The organism is Phyllobacterium phragmitis (assembly GCF_002980495.1).
Lineage (GTDB): Bacteria > Pseudomonadota > Alphaproteobacteria > Rhizobiales > Rhizobiaceae > Paramesorhizobium > Paramesorhizobium phragmitis.
Genome location: NZ_PVBR01000040.1, coordinates 1 through 16,982, shown reverse-complemented (window position 1 = coordinate 16,982; position 16,982 = coordinate 1). Strand labels below are relative to the sequence as shown.

14 protein-coding genes and 1 tRNA gene are annotated in these 16,982 nt (G+C 58.5%); 1 reads left to right on the top strand and 14 read right to left on the bottom strand.

Annotated elements, in window-relative coordinates:
- From C5748_RS26310 to rpsL, 4 genes are all read right to left on the bottom strand, one after another.
- A partial coding sequence (locus tag C5748_RS26310) for a GTP-binding protein (RefSeq protein ID WP_245581986.1) occupies window positions 1-196 on the bottom strand: 196 nt, incomplete at its 3' end.
- A 66-nt stretch (window positions 197-262) separates the two neighbouring features.
- A complete protein-coding gene (gene fusA / locus C5748_RS26305; protein ID WP_105745885.1) occupies window positions 263-2,350 on the bottom strand; it encodes an elongation factor G in 2,088 nt (695 codons plus the stop codon).
- A gap of 30 nt (window positions 2,351-2,380) precedes the next feature.
- The gene (rpsG, locus tag C5748_RS26300) at window positions 2,381-2,851 is read right to left on the bottom strand and encodes a 30S ribosomal protein S7 (RefSeq protein ID WP_105745883.1); all 471 of its coding nucleotides are present in this window, start codon (window positions 2,849-2,851) and stop codon (window positions 2,381-2,383) included.
- A gap of 65 nt (window positions 2,852-2,916) precedes the next feature.
- On the bottom strand, window positions 2,917-3,288 hold the full coding sequence (gene rpsL, locus C5748_RS26295) for a 30S ribosomal protein S12 (RefSeq protein ID WP_006471111.1): 372 nt from the start codon (window positions 3,286-3,288) through the stop codon (window positions 2,917-2,919).
- A 476-nt stretch (window positions 3,289-3,764) separates the two neighbouring features.
- On the opposite strand from rpsL, the gene C5748_RS26285 reads away from it, so the two are divergent.
- Window positions 3,765-4,046 carry a hypothetical protein gene (locus tag C5748_RS26285; RefSeq protein WP_105745881.1) on the top strand — a complete coding sequence of 94 codons (282 nt, stop codon included), beginning with the start codon at window positions 3,765-3,767 and terminating at the stop codon, window positions 4,044-4,046.
- 96 nt (window positions 4,047-4,142) lie between these two features.
- Here the strand turns inward: C5748_RS26285 and rpoC are convergent, their stop codons facing one another.
- From rpoC to C5748_RS26235, 10 genes are all read right to left on the bottom strand, one after another.
- Window positions 4,143-8,342, bottom strand: a complete 4,200-nt coding sequence (rpoC, locus tag C5748_RS26280) for a DNA-directed RNA polymerase subunit beta' (protein ID WP_105745879.1) — start codon at window positions 8,340-8,342, stop codon at window positions 4,143-4,145.
- Window positions 8,343-8,491: 149 nt separating this feature from the next.
- Complete coding sequence (gene rpoB, locus C5748_RS26275) at window positions 8,492-12,631, bottom strand: DNA-directed RNA polymerase subunit beta (protein ID WP_105745877.1); 4,140 nt, start codon at window positions 12,629-12,631, stop codon at window positions 8,492-8,494.
- 205 nt (window positions 12,632-12,836) lie between these two features.
- The gene (gene rplL, locus C5748_RS26270) at window positions 12,837-13,214 is read right to left on the bottom strand and encodes a 50S ribosomal protein L7/L12 (protein ID WP_105745875.1); all 378 of its coding nucleotides are present in this window, start codon (window positions 13,212-13,214) and stop codon (window positions 12,837-12,839) included.
- Between the two features lie 48 nt (window positions 13,215-13,262).
- Complete coding sequence (gene rplJ / locus C5748_RS26265) at window positions 13,263-13,781, bottom strand: 50S ribosomal protein L10 (protein WP_105745873.1); 519 nt, start codon at window positions 13,779-13,781, stop codon at window positions 13,263-13,265.
- A 367-nt stretch (window positions 13,782-14,148) separates the two neighbouring features.
- Complete coding sequence (rplA, locus tag C5748_RS26260; protein WP_105745871.1) at window positions 14,149-14,847, bottom strand: 50S ribosomal protein L1; 699 nt, start codon at window positions 14,845-14,847, stop codon at window positions 14,149-14,151.
- Between the two features lie 4 nt (window positions 14,848-14,851).
- Window positions 14,852-15,280, bottom strand: coding sequence for a 50S ribosomal protein L11 (rplK, locus tag C5748_RS26255; RefSeq protein ID WP_105745869.1), 429 nt, complete (start codon window positions 15,278-15,280; stop codon window positions 14,852-14,854).
- 162 nt (window positions 15,281-15,442) lie between these two features.
- Window positions 15,443-15,973 (bottom strand): transcription termination/antitermination protein NusG, encoded by a 531-nt coding sequence (gene nusG, locus C5748_RS26250; protein WP_105745867.1) that lies wholly within the window; start codon window positions 15,971-15,973, stop codon window positions 15,443-15,445.
- 21 nt (window positions 15,974-15,994) lie between these two features.
- Window positions 15,995-16,195 (bottom strand): preprotein translocase subunit SecE, encoded by a 201-nt coding sequence (gene secE / locus C5748_RS26245; RefSeq protein WP_105745864.1) that lies wholly within the window; start codon window positions 16,193-16,195, stop codon window positions 15,995-15,997.
- Between the two features lie 335 nt (window positions 16,196-16,530).
- Window positions 16,531-16,606 (bottom strand) — tRNA-Trp (locus C5748_RS26240).
- Window positions 16,607-16,856: 250 nt separating this feature from the next.
- Window positions 16,857-16,982: EF-Tu C-terminal domain-related protein (locus C5748_RS26235; protein WP_105744272.1), on the bottom strand; the 126-nt coding region annotated here is incomplete at its 5' end.

Genomic DNA, 16,982 nt, shown 5'->3' with positions numbered 1-16,982 from the left:
CGTACTCCACATGCGCCGTCGAGATCGTGATGCCGCGCGCCTTTTCCTCCGGCGCCGCGTCGATCTGGTCATACGCCTTGTACTCGCCGAAATACTTCGTGATCGCCGCCGTCAGCGACGTCTTGCCATGGTCAACATGCCCAATCGTGCCAATGTTGGCATGCGGCTTCGTACGTTCAAACTTACTCTTCGCCATCTGAGCTCTCCGTTAATTTTCGCCTGCTCAGGCATTCTCTAATTATGACAAGCGCAACCGTCCGGATTACGCGAACTTCTTCTGAATTTCCTGTGCGACCGCGGTCGGAACCGGCTCATAATGGTCGAACTGCATCGTATACTGGGCGCGTCCCTGGCTCATCGAACGCAGCGTGTTCACATAGCCGAACATATTGGCGAGCGGCACGTTTGCATTGACGACCGTGGCGATACCACGGGCTTCGGTGCCCGAGATCTGGCCGCGGCGGGAGTTCAGATCGCCGATGACGTCACCAACGTAATCCTCCGGCGTCACCACTTCGACCTTCATGATCGGCTCGAGAAGCTGTGCACCAGCTTTCTGCGCGCCTTCGCGGAACGCGGCACGGGATGCGATTTCGAACGCCAGAACGGACGAGTCGACATCATGATAGGCACCATCGATCAGCGTCGCCTTGACGCCGAGCATCGGGAAACCCGCGAGCGGACCCGCCCCCATGACGCTTTCGATACCCTTTTGAACACCGGGGATATATTCCTTTGGAATGGACCCGCCGACGATCTTGGATTCGAAGATGAAATCGTCGCCTTCATGCGGCTCGAAAATGATCTTGACGCGAGCGAACTGCCCCGAACCACCAGACTGCTTCTTGTGGGTGTAGTCGATTTCGGCAGCACGCGTGATCGATTCACGATAGGCAACCTGCGGCTGGCCGATATTCGCCTCGACCTTGAACTCGCGACGCATGCGGTCGACAAGAATATCAAGATGAAGCTCGCCCATGCCGGCGATAATGGTCTGACCGGACTCTTCGTCGGACTTGACGCGGAAAGACGGATCCTCAGCAGCCAGACGATTGAGGGCGATACCCATTTTCTCCTGATCGGCCTTGGTCTTCGGTTCGATCGCAATCTCGATGACCGGATCAGGGAATTCCATGCGCTCGAGGATAACGGGCTTCAGCGGATCGCAGAGCGTGTCGCCCGTGGTCGTCTCCTTCAAGCCCGCCATAGCGACGATATCGCCGGCGAAAGCCTCGTCGATATCTTCACGGGAGTTGGAGTGCATCTGCAGCATACGGCCGATGCGCTCGCGCTTTCCCTTGACGGTATTCTCGAGCGAAACGCCCTTGCTCATCTTGCCGGAATAGATGCGGCAGAATGTCAGGGAGCCGACAAACGGATCGTTCATGATCTTGAAGGCGAGCATCGAAAGTGGCTCGTCATCCGACGATTTGCGCACCGTCTCGGCTTCGGTCTTGGCATCGATACCCTTGATCGGCGGAACGTCGATCGGAGAGGGAAGAAAATCCACCACACCGTCGAGCAGCGGCTGAACGCCCTTGTTCTTAAAGGCAGAGCCGCAGAAAACCGGATGAAACTCAACGTCGCAGGTGCCCTTACGGATCAGAGCGCGAATCTCTTCGTTCGACGGCATCGTACCCTCGAGATAAGCTTCCATGGCAGCTTCATCGACCTCAACCGCAGCCTCGATCAGATATTCGCGATATTCTTCAGCCTTCTCCTGCAGGTCAGCAGGGATTTCCACGATATCCCACTGGGCGCCCAGCGCTTCGTCACGCCAGATCAGAGCTTTCATCTCGACGAGATCGACAACACCCTTGAAGTCGCTCTCAGCACCAACCGGAAGCTGCATGACCACAGCCTTGGCACCGAGACGGGTCTTCACCATATCCACGGAGCGGTAGAAATCAGCACCGATCTTGTCCATCTTGTTGACGAAGATCATACGCGGAACGTGGTACTTTTCAGCCTGGCGCCAGACGGTTTCCGTCTGCGGCTCGACACCGGCATTGGCATCCAGAAGAGCAATCGCGCCATCGAGAACACGCAAGCTGCGCTCAACTTCAATGGTAAAGTCGACGTGGCCCGGCGTGTCGATGATGTTGAAGCGACGCCTCTTACCGTCACGACCCTCCCAGAAGGTCGTGGTGGCAGCCGACGTGATGGTGATGCCGCGCTCCTGCTCCTGCTCCATCCAGTCCATCGTCGCGGCGCCGTCATGGACTTCGCCAATCTTGTGCGACTTGCCGGTGTAGTACAGGATGCGCTCGGTCGTCGTGGTCTTGCCAGCGTCGATATGCGCCATGATACCGAAATTACGGTAGTCTTCGATTTTATATTCTCGGGCCATGGTGGCTGCCTCTTTGAATAGGTTCGACGATTACCAGCGGTAATGCGAGAATGCGCGGTTGGCTTCTGCCATGCGATGCGTGTCTTCACGCTTCTTCACAGCAGAGCCGCGATTGTTGGCCGCATCCAGAAGCTCGCCGGAAAGCCGGTCGACCATCGTAGTCTCATTACGGCTACGGGCCGCACCGATCAGCCAGCGGATCGCCAGAGCCTGGCGACGCTCCGGACGAACATCGACCGGCACCTGATAGGTGGCACCACCGACGCGACGCGAACGGACCTCGACGTGCGGAGCGACATTGTCCAGCGCCTGATGGAAAAGCGCGACCGGCTCCTGCTTCGCCTTGACTTCGACGGACTCAAGGGCGCCGTAGACGATCGTCTCGGCAACCGACTTCTTGCCGTGAAGCATAACGGCATTCATGAACTTGGTAATGACGAGATCACCGAATTTCGGATCCGGATTGATCTCACGCTTTTCTGCTCTATGGCGTCGGGACATATTTTCTGTCTTCCAATTACATCGGGCTCATCCGCCACACTGGCGGCCGGTATCCCCGGAAAATCCTACTTCGGACGCTTCGCACCGTATTTCGAACGACGCTGCTTACGGTTCTTCACACCCTGCGTATCGAGCACACCACGGATGATATGGTAACGAACACCAGGCAAATCCTTGACGCGGCCGCCACGGATCATGACCACCGAGTGCTCCTGAAGGTTGTGCCCCTCACCCGGAATATAACCGATAACCTCGAAACCGTTCGTCAGACGCACCTTGGCAACCTTACGCAGCGCGGAGTTCGGCTTCTTCGGTGTCGTTGTATAGACGCGGGTGCAAACGCCGCGCTTCTGCGGGTTCGCCTGCAATGCGGGAACCTTATTGCGCTTCACCGGCGCAATGCGCGGCTTGCGGATCAGCTGGTTTACGGTAGGCATTCAAACCTTCCTCTTTCAAAAATCTCGTATCTTAGCCCATAAGGGCCGTTCCACCGTCATGCTCATGCACAAAGTCGGGCGATAACCGCCTATCGGCGGCCGGCCCGAACAAAAACAGAGGAAGCTCATCGCTTCTTGCGAACGGCAATTTGCATTTCGATCGTAAAACGAACCCTGTTTGAGGCGAACTCCAGAGCGTGTCGCTCCGAAACACCCAACCTCACATCGGCTCAGATGGGCTGCTGATACGTTGTCCCCCGCCCTTCGTCAAGCCTGAACATGCATTATTATGCCCAAAAGCCCGGAAATCGTGCCGTTTGAACCGGCACGGACAGAATCTTTCCGCGTTTGAACGGAATTCATCTCATTATTTCACAATCCGATGACCGTTTCTCAGCTTTCCGACTGGCCAACGTCAATAGTTGCTCTAGACTCGGTCTATATCATCAATGCAAACGAAATGAGAGAATCACTTCATGTCTTCCACAACGGACGAACCCAAACAGGTGCACCTCGTCATTGCCGAGGTCTGGAAGGAAAAGGATGGCGGCCCCACCCTCGTGCACCTGCTGCTCATGGGAGACGGCGGAGACGATCTGGTGACGACTGCGCTCAACATCCTGGCCGGCCAGGGATATGAAGAGGCAGAGCTCCTGGAAATCGGAACCCTGACCGAGGAACCGGAGGAAGAACCGCATCTGAGCGCTTGGAAGACGGCGCTTGGCGGCGAAGCGGCACTGATCGAATTCGAGGAGTAGAAATCCGCATAATTCCGGCACGGTCGCTGTTCCAACTTGCCCCTAAAGAAAAGGCCGCCCGAAGGCGGCCTTTTCTATTGATCGGAAGCCAGCCTTTTATTCGGCTGCGCCCGTCATGTCGGTCAGCATCGCATCGGCGGTGCCGGCGCCGCTGGATTTGCGGCGCTCGTCGATGATCAGTTCGTCGCGCCCCGTTGCGATGCGGCGGATCTGGCTCATCATGCCGCCTGTACCAGCGGGGATCAGACGACCGACGATCACGTTCTCCTTCAGGCCTTGCAGCATGTCTACCTTTCCTGCCACGGCCGCCTCGGTGAGGACGCGAGTCGTTTCCTGGAAGGAAGCGGCAGAGATGAAGGACGGGGTCTGCAGCGACGCCTTGGTGATGCCGAGCAACACCGGATTGCCGGAAGCAGGCGCTTTGCCATCCTCGACAAGACGTTCGTTGATCTCGTCCAGTTCGATGCGGTCGACATGGTCGCCGACGATATAGCCGGAATCGCCTGACTCGGTGATTTCGACCTTCTGCAGCATCTGACGGACAATCACCTCGATGTGCTTGTCGTTGATCAACACGCCCTGCAGACGATAGACTTCCTGGATCTCGTTGACGAGGTAGGAAGCCAGCGCTTCCACGCCCTTGATCGCCAGGATGTCATGCGGCGCCGGGTTGCCGTCGAGGATGTAGTCGCCCTTCTCGATGGCGTCGCCATCCTGAAGATGGAACGGCTTGCCCTTCGGTATCAGGTACTCGACAGGCTCCAGCGTCTCATCGTTCGGCTCGATGATGATGCGGCGCTTGTTCTTGTAGTCGCGACCGAAGCGGACCGTACCATCAATCTCGGCGATGACGGCGTGATCCTTGGGACGACGTGCCTCGAACAGTTCCGCCACGCGCGGCAGACCACCCGTGATGTCCTTGGTCTTGGCGCTTTCCATCGGCAGACGGGCGAGAACGTCACCAGTTTGCACATGCGCACCCGGCTCGACCGAAAGAATGGTCTCGACGGAGAGCTGGAAGCGGGCATCGCCACCCTTGGAAAGCTTCAGGATCTTGCCGCTCTTGTCCTTGACGACAATGGCGGGCTTCAGATCCGAGCCGCGAGGCGTCGAACGCCAGTCGATGACGACACGCTTGGTGATGCCGGTCGATTCATCCGTCGTTTCCTGCACGGACAGGCCATCGACCATGTCCTCGAATTCAACGGTGCCCTCGACTTCCGTCATGATCGGACGGGTGTACGGATCCCATTCCGCGACACGTTGGCCACGCTTCACCGTATCGCCGTCATCCACGAAGATGCGCGAACCATAGGTGACGCGGTGCGCCGCGCGTTCCTTGCCGGCCGGATCGAGGATGAGAACCGCCATGTTGCGGCCCATCACCACCAGATTACCGTCCGAGTTACGGACCACGTTGCGGTTGCGGATCTGGACCGTGCCCTCATAGCTCGCTTCGAGATAGGAGGAGTCGACCACCTGCGCCGTACCACCCAAGTGGAAGGTACGCATGGTGAGCTGGGTGCCCGGCTCGCCGATCGACTGGGCCGCGATAACACCGACGGCCTCGCCCTGGTTGACCGGAGTACCACGCGCCAGATCACGGCCATAGCACTTCGCGCAGACGCCGCTGCGGGTTTCGCAGGTCAGCGCCGAACGGATACGAACCGACTGGATGCCAGCCTTCTCGATCAGATCGACATCGCGCTCCTCGATCATGCGGCCGCTTTCGACGATAACCTCGCCGGTCGCCGGATGCATGATATCGTCGAGCGCGGTGCGCCCAAGAACACGCTGACCGATGGAGGCCACAACCTGGCCGGCATCGACGATCGGCTGGATGGTGAGGCCGGTTTCGGTGCCGCAATCCACTTCCGAGATGATCGCGTCCTGCGCCACGTCGACGAGACGGCGGGTCAGATAGCCCGAGTTCGCCGTCTTCAACGCGGTGTCGGCAAGGCCCTTACGGGCACCGTGGGTCGAGTTGAAGTACTCGTTCACGGTCAGACCTTCCTTGAAGTTCGAGATGATCGGCGTCTCGATGATCTCGCCGGACGGCTTGGCCATCAGGCCGCGCATACCGCCGAGCTGACGCATCTGGTTCGGCGAACCACGCGCACCGGAATGCGACATCATGTAGATCGAGTTCATCTGCTTCTGACGGCCGGTCTCGGGGTCGAATTCAATCGCCTTGATGCGCGCCATCATCTCGTCGGCGACCTTCTCGGTGCACTTGCCCCAGGCATCGACGACCTTGTTGTACTTTTCGCCCTGAGTGATCAGGCCGTCATTGTACTGCTGCTCGTATTCCTTGGCGAGCGCCTCGGTTTCGGAGACCAGCTTGGCCTTGGCCTCCGGAATGACCATGTCGTCCTTGCCGAAGGAGATACCGGCGCGGCAGGCATGCCCGAAGCCGAGCTGCATGATGCGGTCGCAGAAGATGACCGTCTCTTTCTGACCACAGTGACGATAGACCAGGTCGATCATCTTGGAGATGTTCTTCTTCGTCATCTCCTGATTGCAGATGTCGAACGGGACATTGTGATTGCGCGGCAGCAATTCACCGATGATCATGCGGCCAGGCGTGGTGTCGTAGATCTTCGACACGGGCTTGCCTTCGGCATCGACCGTCTTGAAGCGGCCCCTGATCTTGGTGTGCAGCGTCACCGCCTTGGTTTCGAGCGCATGATGCAGTTCACCCATATCGGCGAACGCCATGCCCTCGCCCGGCTCCTTGTCCGCCACGATCGACAGATAATAGAGACCGAGGACCATGTCCTGCGACGGCACGATGATCGGCAGACCGTTGGCCGGGTGCAGGATGTTGTTGGTCGACATCATCAGTACGCGGGCTTCAAGCTGTGCTTCGAGCGACAGCGGCACGTGAACGGCCATCTGGTCACCGTCAAAATCGGCGTTGAAGGCCGTGCAGACGAGCGGGTGAAGCTGGATCGCCTTGCCTTCGATCAGGGTGGGCTCGAAAGCCTGGATACCCAGACGGTGCAGTGTCGGCGCGCGGTTGAGCAGCACCGGATGCTCGCGGATGACCTCATCGAGGATATCCCAGACTTCCGGCTTTTCCTTCTCGACCAGCTTCTTCGCCTGCTTGACGGTCGAGGAATATCCCTTGGCGTCGAGACGGGCATAGATGAAGGGCTTGAAAAGCTCCAGCGCCATCTTCTTCGGCAGGCCGCACTGGTGCAGCTTCAGCTCCGGGCCGGTCACGATGACCGAACGGCCGGAATAATCGACGCGCTTGCCGAGCAGGTTCTGACGGAATCGGCCCTGCTTGCCCTTGAGCATGTCGGAGAGCGACTTCAGCGGGCGCTTGTTGGCGCCGGTGATGACGCGGCCGCGACGACCGTTGTCGAACAGGGCGTCAACCGATTCCTGAAGCATGCGCTTCTCGTTGCGGATGATGATGCCCGGCGCGCGCAGCTCGATGAGGCGCTTGAGACGATTGTTGCGGTTGATGACGCGGCGATAGAGATCGTTCAAGTCCGATGTCGCGAAACGGCCGCCATCGAGCGGCACGAGCGGACGCAGATCCGGCGGGATCACCGGAACGATCTTCATGATCATCCATTCCGGACGGTTGCCCGACTCCAGGAAGTTCTCGACGATCTTGAGCCGCTTCATGAGCTTCTTCTGCTTCAGCTCGGACGTGGTCTCGGCCAGGTCCGAACGCAGTTGGCCCGCGATCTTCTCGAGCTCCATCGAAGACAGAAGCTCATAGATAGCTTCCGCGCCGATCAGAGCCGTGAACTGATCTTCGCCGAACTCGTCGACGGCGATCATGTATTCCTCTTCCGAAAGAAGCTGGTGCTCCTTCAGCGAGGTCAGGCCCGGTTCGGTGACGATGTAGTTCTCGAAATAGAGAACGCGCTCGATATCCTTCAGCGTCATGTCGAGCAGCGTGCCGATGCGCGAAGGCAGCGACTTCAGGAACCAGATATGTGCGACGGGCGCAGCCAGTTCGATGTGGCCCATGCGCTCACGGCGCACGCGCGACAGCGTGACTTCGACGCCGCACTTCTCGCAGATGATGCCCTTGTACTTCATGCGCTTGTACTTGCCGCACAAGCACTCATAGTCCTTGATCGGGCCGAAGATGCGCGCGCAGAAGAGACCGTCGCGTTCTGGCTTGAACGTACGATAGTTGATCGTCTCCGGCTTCTTGATCTCGCCGTATGACCAGGACAGAATCTTCTCTGGCGACGCGATCGAAATCCGGATGGAATCGAAGGTCTGCGCCGGAGCCTGAGGATTGAAAAGATTCATGACCTCTTGGTTCATGCCGTTCTCCTTGGGGCGATTGTCGCCCTTTGTCTGCGATGGCGGAGAAGGTGTAGCTCTGCCATCTCGATCAAATTCTCGAAATTACGCGGCTATCACGCCCCGTAATAGAGGTGCGCCATGGCGAAAACCTGGCGCACCTGCGGTTTTTATTCAGCAGCGTCGGGCAATGCGGTCGGCTGCTCAGGCAGATCGCGGGTATTGTCGAGCTCGACATTGAGCCCGAGCGAGCGCATTTCCTTGACGAGAACATTGAAGCTCTCGGGAATGCCCGCCTCGAACGTGTCGTCGCCGCGCACGATGGCTTCGTAGACCTTGGTCCTGCCCGCTACGTCATCCGACTTGATGGTGAGCATTTCCTGCAAGGTGTAAGCCGCGCCATATGCTTCGAGCGCCCAAACCTCCATCTCGCCGAAACGCTGACCGCCGAACTGCGCCTTGCCGCCCAGCGGTTGCTGGGTAACGAGCGAGTAAGGTCCGATCGAACGGGCATGGATCTTGTCATCGACCAGATGGTGAAGCTTGAGCATGTAGATATAGCCCACGGTCACCTTGCGGTCGAAGGTCTCGCCGGTACGTCCATCATAAAGCGTTACCTGCCCCGAAGACGCCAGCCCCGCATCCTCCAGCATCTCATTGATATCGGATTCATGCGCACCGTCGAAGACGGGTGTCGCGATCGACACGCCGCGCTTCATCTGGTCAGCCAGGCGAACCACGCTCTCGTCATCATAGCGGCGGACCGGCTCATTGCGGTCGTTATCCGGAATGATCTGCTCGAGCGTATCACGCACGGGCTGAAGATTACCGCTAGCATGATAGGCTTCCAGCAATTCCCCGATCTTCCTGCCCATCCCCGCACAGGCCCAGCCAAGATGCGTTTCGAGAATCTGACCGACGTTCATGCGGCTCGGCACGCCGAGCGGATTGAGCACGATATCGGCATGCGTGCCATCCTCGAGGAATGGCATGTCCTCGACCGGCACGATGCGCGACACGACACCCTTGTTGCCGTGACGGCCGGCCATCTTGTCACCGGGCTGGATCTTGCGCTTCACAGCGACGAAGACCTTGACCATCTTCATGACGCCGGGAGGCATCTCGTCGCCGCGCTGAACCTTCTCGACCTTGTCCATGAAGCGCTGTTCCAGCAACTTCTTGGAGTCGTCGTACTGGGTGCGCAGCGCTTCGATCTCGCCCTGGAGTTTCTCATCCTCAAGGGCAAACTGCCACCATTGGGAACGCGGATACTCGGTCAGCACATCACGGCTGACGGTCGTGCCCTTCTTGAAGCTCTTCGGCCCGGCAATGGCCGGCTTGCCGTCAAGAACATCGGCCAGACGCCCATAGGTGTTGCGATCGAGGATCGCCTGCTCGTCGTCGCGATCCTTGGCAAGACGCTCGATCTCCTCGCGCTCGATCGCCATCGCGCGCTCGTCCTTCTCCACGCCATGGCGGTTGAAGACGCGGACTTCGACGATCGTGCCGTAGGTGCCGGGCGGCATGCGCATGGAGGTGTCACGCACATCCGATGCCTTCTCGCCGAAGATGGCGCGCAGAAGCTTTTCTTCCGGCGTCATCGGGCTTTCGCCCTTCGGCGTGATCTTGCCGACGAGGATGTCGCCCGGATGCACTTCCGCACCGATATAGACGATGCCGGCTTCATCGAGGTTCTTCAGAGCCTCTTCCGAAACGTTCGGAATGTCGCGGGTGATCTCTTCCGGTCCAAGCTTGGTATCGCGGGCGGCAACTTCGAATTCCTCGATATGGATCGAGGTGAAGACGTCATCCGACACGATCTTCTCGGAAAGAAGGATCGAATCCTCGTAGTTGTAGCCATTCCACGGCATGAACGCGACGAGCACATTACGGCCGAGCGCCAGATCGCCCAGATCGGTCGACGGACCATCGGCAATGATGTCGCCCTTCTGGATACGATCACCGACACGAACCAGTGGACGCTGGTTGATGCAGGTGTTCTGGTTCGAGCGCTGGTACTTCATCAGGCTATAGATATCGACGCCCGAGCGGGTTGGATCGAGATCCTCGGTGGCGCGGATGACGATACGGGTCGCATCGACCTGGTCGACGATACCCGTCCGGCGGGCGCCGATGGCGGCGCCGGAGTCACGAGCCACAACCGATTCCATGCCGGTGCCGACGAACGGCGCTTCGGCGCGTACCAGAGGCACGGCCTGACGCTGCATGTTCGAGCCCATGAGAGCGCGGTTGGCGTCATCGTTCTCGAGGAACGGAATGAGCGCGGCTGCGACCGACACGAGCTGCTTCGGCGACACGTCCATCAGGTCCACATTTTCACGCGGAGCCATCAACACCTCGCCCGCATGACGGCAAACGACGAACTCGTCGGTGAAGCGGCCTTCACTGTCGAGCACGGCATTGGCCTGCGCGACATAGTGCTTGGCTTCTTCCATGGCCGAGAGATAGAGAACTTCCTCGGTCACCTTGCCATCGGCGATCTTGCGATACGGGCTCTCGATGAAGCCGTATTTATTGACGCGCGCGAAAGTGGCGAGCGAGTTGATCAGGCCGATGTTCGGGCCTTCCGGCGTTTCGATCGGGCAGATACGGCCATAGTGCGTCGGATGCACGTCGCGGACTTCGAAGCCAGCGCGCTCACGGGTCAGGCCGCCAGGTCCAAGTGCCGACAGACGGCGCTTATGGGTGATCTCCGACAGCGGGTTGGTCTGATCCATGAACTGCGACAGCTGCGAGGAGCCGAAGAACTCGCGGACAGCGGCGGCAGCGGGCTTGGCGTTGATCAGGTCCTGCGGCATGACGGTGTCGATCTCGATCGACGACATGCGCTCCTTGATCGCGCGCTCCATGCGAAGCAGGCCGACGCGGTACTGATTTTCCATCAGCTCGCCGACGGAACGCACGCGGCGGTTGCCGAGATTGTCGATGTCGTCGATCTCGCCCTTGCCGTCACGCAGTTCGACCAGCGTCCTGACGACGGCGATGATGTCTTCCTTGCGCAAGACGCGCACGGTGTCTTCCGCATTCAGATCCAGACGCATGTTCATCTTGACGCGGCCGACCGCGGAAAGATCGTAGCGCTCGGAATCGAAGAACAGCGAATGGAACATGGCTTCGGCCGTGTCCATCGTGGGCGGCTCGCCCGGACGCATGACGCGGTAGATATCGAACAGAGCGTCCTGGCGGCCCTCGTTCTTGTCCGCGGCAAGCGTATTACGGATATAGCCGCCGATATTGACATGGTCGATATCGAGCACCTTGATCTCGTCGACGCCGGTATCGAGCAGAACCTTCAGCGTCTTCTCATCGAGTTCGTCGCCGGCTTCGAGGAATATCTCGCCGGTCTCGGCATTGACGATGTCCTCGGCCAGATAATTGCCGAGCAGATCGTCCTCGGTCACCTTGATCGCCTTCAGGCCCTTTTCCGAGAGCTGGCGTGCCGAACGCGCCGTCAGTTTCTTGCCTGCTTCGAGCACGACCTCGCCGGTGTCCGCGTCGACCAGATCGGTGATGACCTTCATGCCTTTGAAGCGGTCGACGGAGAACGGAATCCGCCAGTTGTCGCCGTCGCGGGCATAGGTAATCTTGTTGTAGAAGGTCGACAGGATTTCCTCGCCGTCCATACCGAGCGCCATCAGCAGCGACGTCGCCGGAATCTTGCGGCGGCGATCGATGCGGGCGTGGACGATGTCCTTGGAATCGAACTCGATGTCGAGCCAGGAACCACGATACGGAATGACGCGCGCGGCAAACAGGAGCTTGCCCGAGGAGTGCGACTTGCCCTTGTCGTGATCGAAGAAGACGCCCGGCGAACGGTGCATCTGCGAGACGATCACGCGCTCGGTGCCATTGACGATAAAGGTGCCGTTGTCGGTCATGAGCGGCATGTCGCCCATATAGACATCCTGCTCCTTGATGTCCTTGATCGACTTGGCGCCTGTATCCTCATCGATATCGAAGACGATGAGGCGCAGCGTCACCTTCAGCGGCGCTGCATAGGTCAGGTCGCGCTGGCGGCACTCATCAACGTCGAATTTCGGCGCGTCGAACTCGTACTTGACGAATTCGAGCATGGAGGCGCCGGAAAAATCTCCAATCGGGAATACCGATTTGAAAACAGCCTGCAAGCCTTCATCCAAACGCCCGCCTTTTGGCTCCTCGACCATGAGGAACTGATCGTAAGATGCCTTTTGAACCTCGATGAGGTTCGGCATCTCCGCGACTTCGGGTATCTTGCCAAAAAACTTGCGTACGCGCTTACGACCGTTAAAAGAGTGGGTCTGAGCCATCGTCGCTCCTCGTTCTGTGCCTTGCGGCATGTTTCGCGCCTTGCGGCCTGTTGTAAGCCGCCCTTAGGCGGTCTCCTGAACGGGACAAAACCCGTTTCCTGACAGCCGCCCAACTGTCAGGAAAAGGGTTCAGTGCCGACTGTATTTCCCGCCTCGCGGCGGAAACCGGCGGACGGAAATTCCATCCGCCGGAATTTTTTCGAACTTACTTGAGTTCGGCTTTGGCGCCAGCAGCTTCGAGCTGGGCCTTGACCTTCTCAGCTTCGTCCTTCGAAACGGCTTCCTTGACCGCCTTCGGAGCAGCCTCGACGAGGTCCTTGGCTTCCTTGAGGCCGAGGCCCGTGATGACGCGCACTTCCTTGATCACGTTGATCTTCTGTGCACCGGCATCAACGAGGATGACGTCGAATTCGGTCTTCTCTTCAACCGCAGCGGCAGCAGCGCCGGCACCGCCAGCAGCAGCAACAGCCACCGGAGCGGCGGCGGAGACGCCCCACTTCTCTTCGAGCAGCTTGGAAAGCTCTGCAGCTTCCAAGACAGTCAGGTTGGACAGGTCTTCAACGATCTTTGTAAGATCAGCCATTTTATATTTCCTTCACGAGGTTTGAACTGTTGACAGCGAGAAACGGCCTTACGCCGCCTCGTCCTTCCGGGCATAGGCGCCAAACACGCGGGCAAGCTGACCTGCCGGTGCGTTGACAACCTGAGCGATCCGCGAAGCCGGCGTCTGAATCATGCCGACCAGCTTTGCACGCAGCTCATCGAGCGACGGCAGCGAGGCCAGAGCCTTCACGCCTTCCGCATCGAGACCTGTCGCGCCCATCGCGCCACCGAGGATGACGAGCTTGTCGTTACCCTTGGCGAACTCGACGGCCACTTTCGGAGCCGTTACCGGATCAGTGGAATAAGCAACCACCGTCTGTCCATTGAACAGATCAGCGATGCTTTCCGACTCCGTGCCCTGAAGAGCGATTTTGGCAAGGCGGTTTTTCGCGACTTTAACGGTGCCCCCGGCAGCGCGCATCTTGGAACGAAGATCGTTCATCTGTGCGACCGTGAGACCGGTATAGTGGGCCACGACGACTGAACCGGATTCCTTGAAGGCTCCGTTCAGCCACGCGACGAATTCGCGTTTTTCCGCTTTATCCACTGTCTCTCTCCAGTTGGCAGGACCGCATCATTGCGTCCCTGCCGGATTGCCTTTGCCGATCGGGTTTCCAAACGAGGATCACCGAACGACGCTCGAGGATCCTGTCCCCTTTCGCCTCCCCGCCATCTCAACGACGGCAAGAGCGGACTAAGGCAACTACGGTTCAAACCTCATCTGGCGGGACACACCCGCAAAACCAGGTCATTCCACGTCTCATGCAGGCTCGATGAATTAAGGCGAACCACCCGCAATCTCGGACAGGATAACCGGAGTTTTCTCCGGTTATCCGGGCCTAGATAAGGCCCGGAATTCTTCATGTTCCCAAGATTTCACCCTCAGGAACTCATCTCACCCGTCAAACCGCCTATCAGGCAACCTTGACGGTCGAGGGATCGATCTTGACGCCAGCACCCATGGTCGATGAAATCGCCATGCGCTTGAGGTATTCACCCTTGGCGCCAGCAGGCTTCGCTTTCATGACCGCATCGGCGAAAGCCTTGATGTTCTCTTCCAGCGCCTTGGCATCGAAAGAGGCCTTGCCGATACCGGCATGAATGATACCGGCCTTTTCGACACGGAACTCGACGGCGCCGCCCTTTGAGGCCTTGACTGCACCAGCCACATCGGCGGTGACAGTGCCAACCTTCGGGTTCGGCATCATGCCACGGGGGCCGAGCACCTTACCCAGGCGACCGACGAGCGGCATCATATCAGGCGTGGCGATGCAGCGATCGAAATCGATCGTGCCACCATTGACGATCTCTACGAGATCCTCGGCACCGACAATGTCCGCACCCGCCTTCTTGGCTTCCTCGGCCTTGTCGCCACGCGCGAAAACAGCGACGCGAACGTTGCGGCCCGTACCATTCGGCAGGTTGACGACGCCGCGAACCATCTGGTCGGCATGGCGAGGATCGACACCGAGGTTCAACGCCACCTCGATGGTCTCATCAAATTTGGCCGTCGCACGCTCCTTGACGAGGCCGATGGCCGACGTCAGATCATAGAGTTTGCTGCGGTCGACACCTTCACGCAACTTGGCAATACGCTTTGCAATCTTCGCCATCGTCTCAGCCCACCACTTCCAGGCCCATAGAACGGGCGGAACCTTCGACCATGCGCATGGCGGCTTCGATGTCGCTCGCGTTCAGGTCCTTCAACTTCGCCTCGGCGATTTCACGCACCTTGTCGCGCGAAACCGTTCCAGCAGACACCTTGCCCGGCTCCTTGGAGCCCGACTTCAGGTTCGCGGCCTTCTTCAGGAAATAGGACACCGGCGGCGTCTTCATCGCGAAGGTAAAGGACTTGTCCTGATAATAGGTGATCAAGACGGGGACGGGTGAACCCTTCTCCATCTCCTGCGAGGCAGCGTTGAACGCCTTGCAGAATTCCATGATATTAATGCCACGCTGACCGAGCGCCGGACCGATCGGAGGCGAAGGATTCGCCGAACCGGCCGGTACCTGCAGCTTCAGCTGGCCCGCAACTTTCTTAGCCATAGCTATCTGCCTTCATTATCAAGCCGGACAATCCGGCGTTTGAGTATCGCCGGAAGCCCGGCGGTGCAGTTTGGTGGTTCGGGTCCACGGCCGGCTAAAGCCGCCTTCCCTCCCACCTGAAGCCGCTTGCGCGGCGCGCGATCCTCGCGGACCGCATCCCGATCAAAGCTTTTCGACCTGACCGAATTCGAGATCGACGGGCGTCGCACGCCCAAAGATCGAAACTTCCACCTTGAGCCGCGAACGCTCCTCGTCGACTTCCTGAACGACACCGTTGAACGAGGCGAACGGACCATCCGAAACGCGAACCTGCTCGCCGATTTCGAAGGACACGGACGGCTTGGGGCGATCGACGCCCTCCTGAACCTGCATCAGAATCTGATCGGCCTCACGATCCGTGATCGGAACCGGCTTTGAATCCGAACCCAGGAAACCCGTCACCTTCGGCGTGTTCTTGATCAGATGATAGGCATCATCCGTCAACTCGGCGCGAACCATCACATAACCCGGGAAGAATTTGCGCTCGGCATCGACCTTGCGGCCACGACGCACCTCGACAACCTTTTCGATCGGCACCAAGATTTTCTCGAAAAGATGGGAAAGCCCCTTCTGGCGAGCCTTGTTTTCGATATCCTCAGCCACCTTCTTTTCGAAATTCGAATAGGCGTGCACAATGTACCAGCGCGCGGTCATCCCGACTCTCCCGTATATCCGTTAGCGTCCGAGACCCAGCAACAGCTCTACGCCATAGGCCATGATCTGATCAGCGACAAAAAAGAAAATTGCCGCGAGAAAAGCCATCACGACCACCATAATGGTCGATATCATAGTTTCGCGCCGCGTCGGCCAAGTCACCTTGGCCGTCTCGGCACGAACCTGCTGAAAAAAAGTGATCGGGTTCGTTTTGGATGCCATCTGCCGCTCTGTTGTGAACAAGCACGGACTTCATGGCCATGATCTGCATCATTTTGGCTAGCATTACTAACCCTTATGACCGAATCGGCTGAATGCGCCCGCACAAGTACGGCGCGTAAAGCTGAACATTCAGCTCCACGCACCGCGTGTCTGTTGATCCTACATAGAACTGATTCCGACAAAAAACAAGCCCTCGGCTCACCTATTATCGGAATCGCATTCCATCTGAACGCCGGCCTGGCACCATCCAATCGTGCGCGGGCGCGGCTATATAGTTTTTTGCCGCATGATCTTATCCAAAAAGTCTGCAACTTTTTGGGATCATGCTCGTAAACTGGCAGGGGCAGCAGGACTCGAACCTGCGACCTACGGTTTTGGAGACCGTCGCTCTACCAACTGAGCTATACCCCTACGGAACCGTATGATCCAATCTTTCGACCGTTTCCCGCTTCTACCGAATCAGGAAACAGTCAAAATCTTTCTATGCAAGTCCGGTAGAAAAGCAGCTTTTGCTTTCTTAGGAAAACCGGTTCTCACTTTTCCTGAACTTGCTCTGGTACCGTCCACTAATCCGACTTTGAAATTCCTTCAAGAGAATTCCGCGGCAGCAGGCAAAAAATGGCGACTCCGATAGAGCCGCCACCTTATATTCGAAAATCGCTTACTCAACGATGGTGGAGACGATGCCGGCGCCGACGGTGCGGCCGCCTTCGCGGATAGCGAAACGCAGCTTCTCTTCCATCGCGATCGGCACGATCAGCGTCACGTCCATCGTGACGTTGTCGCC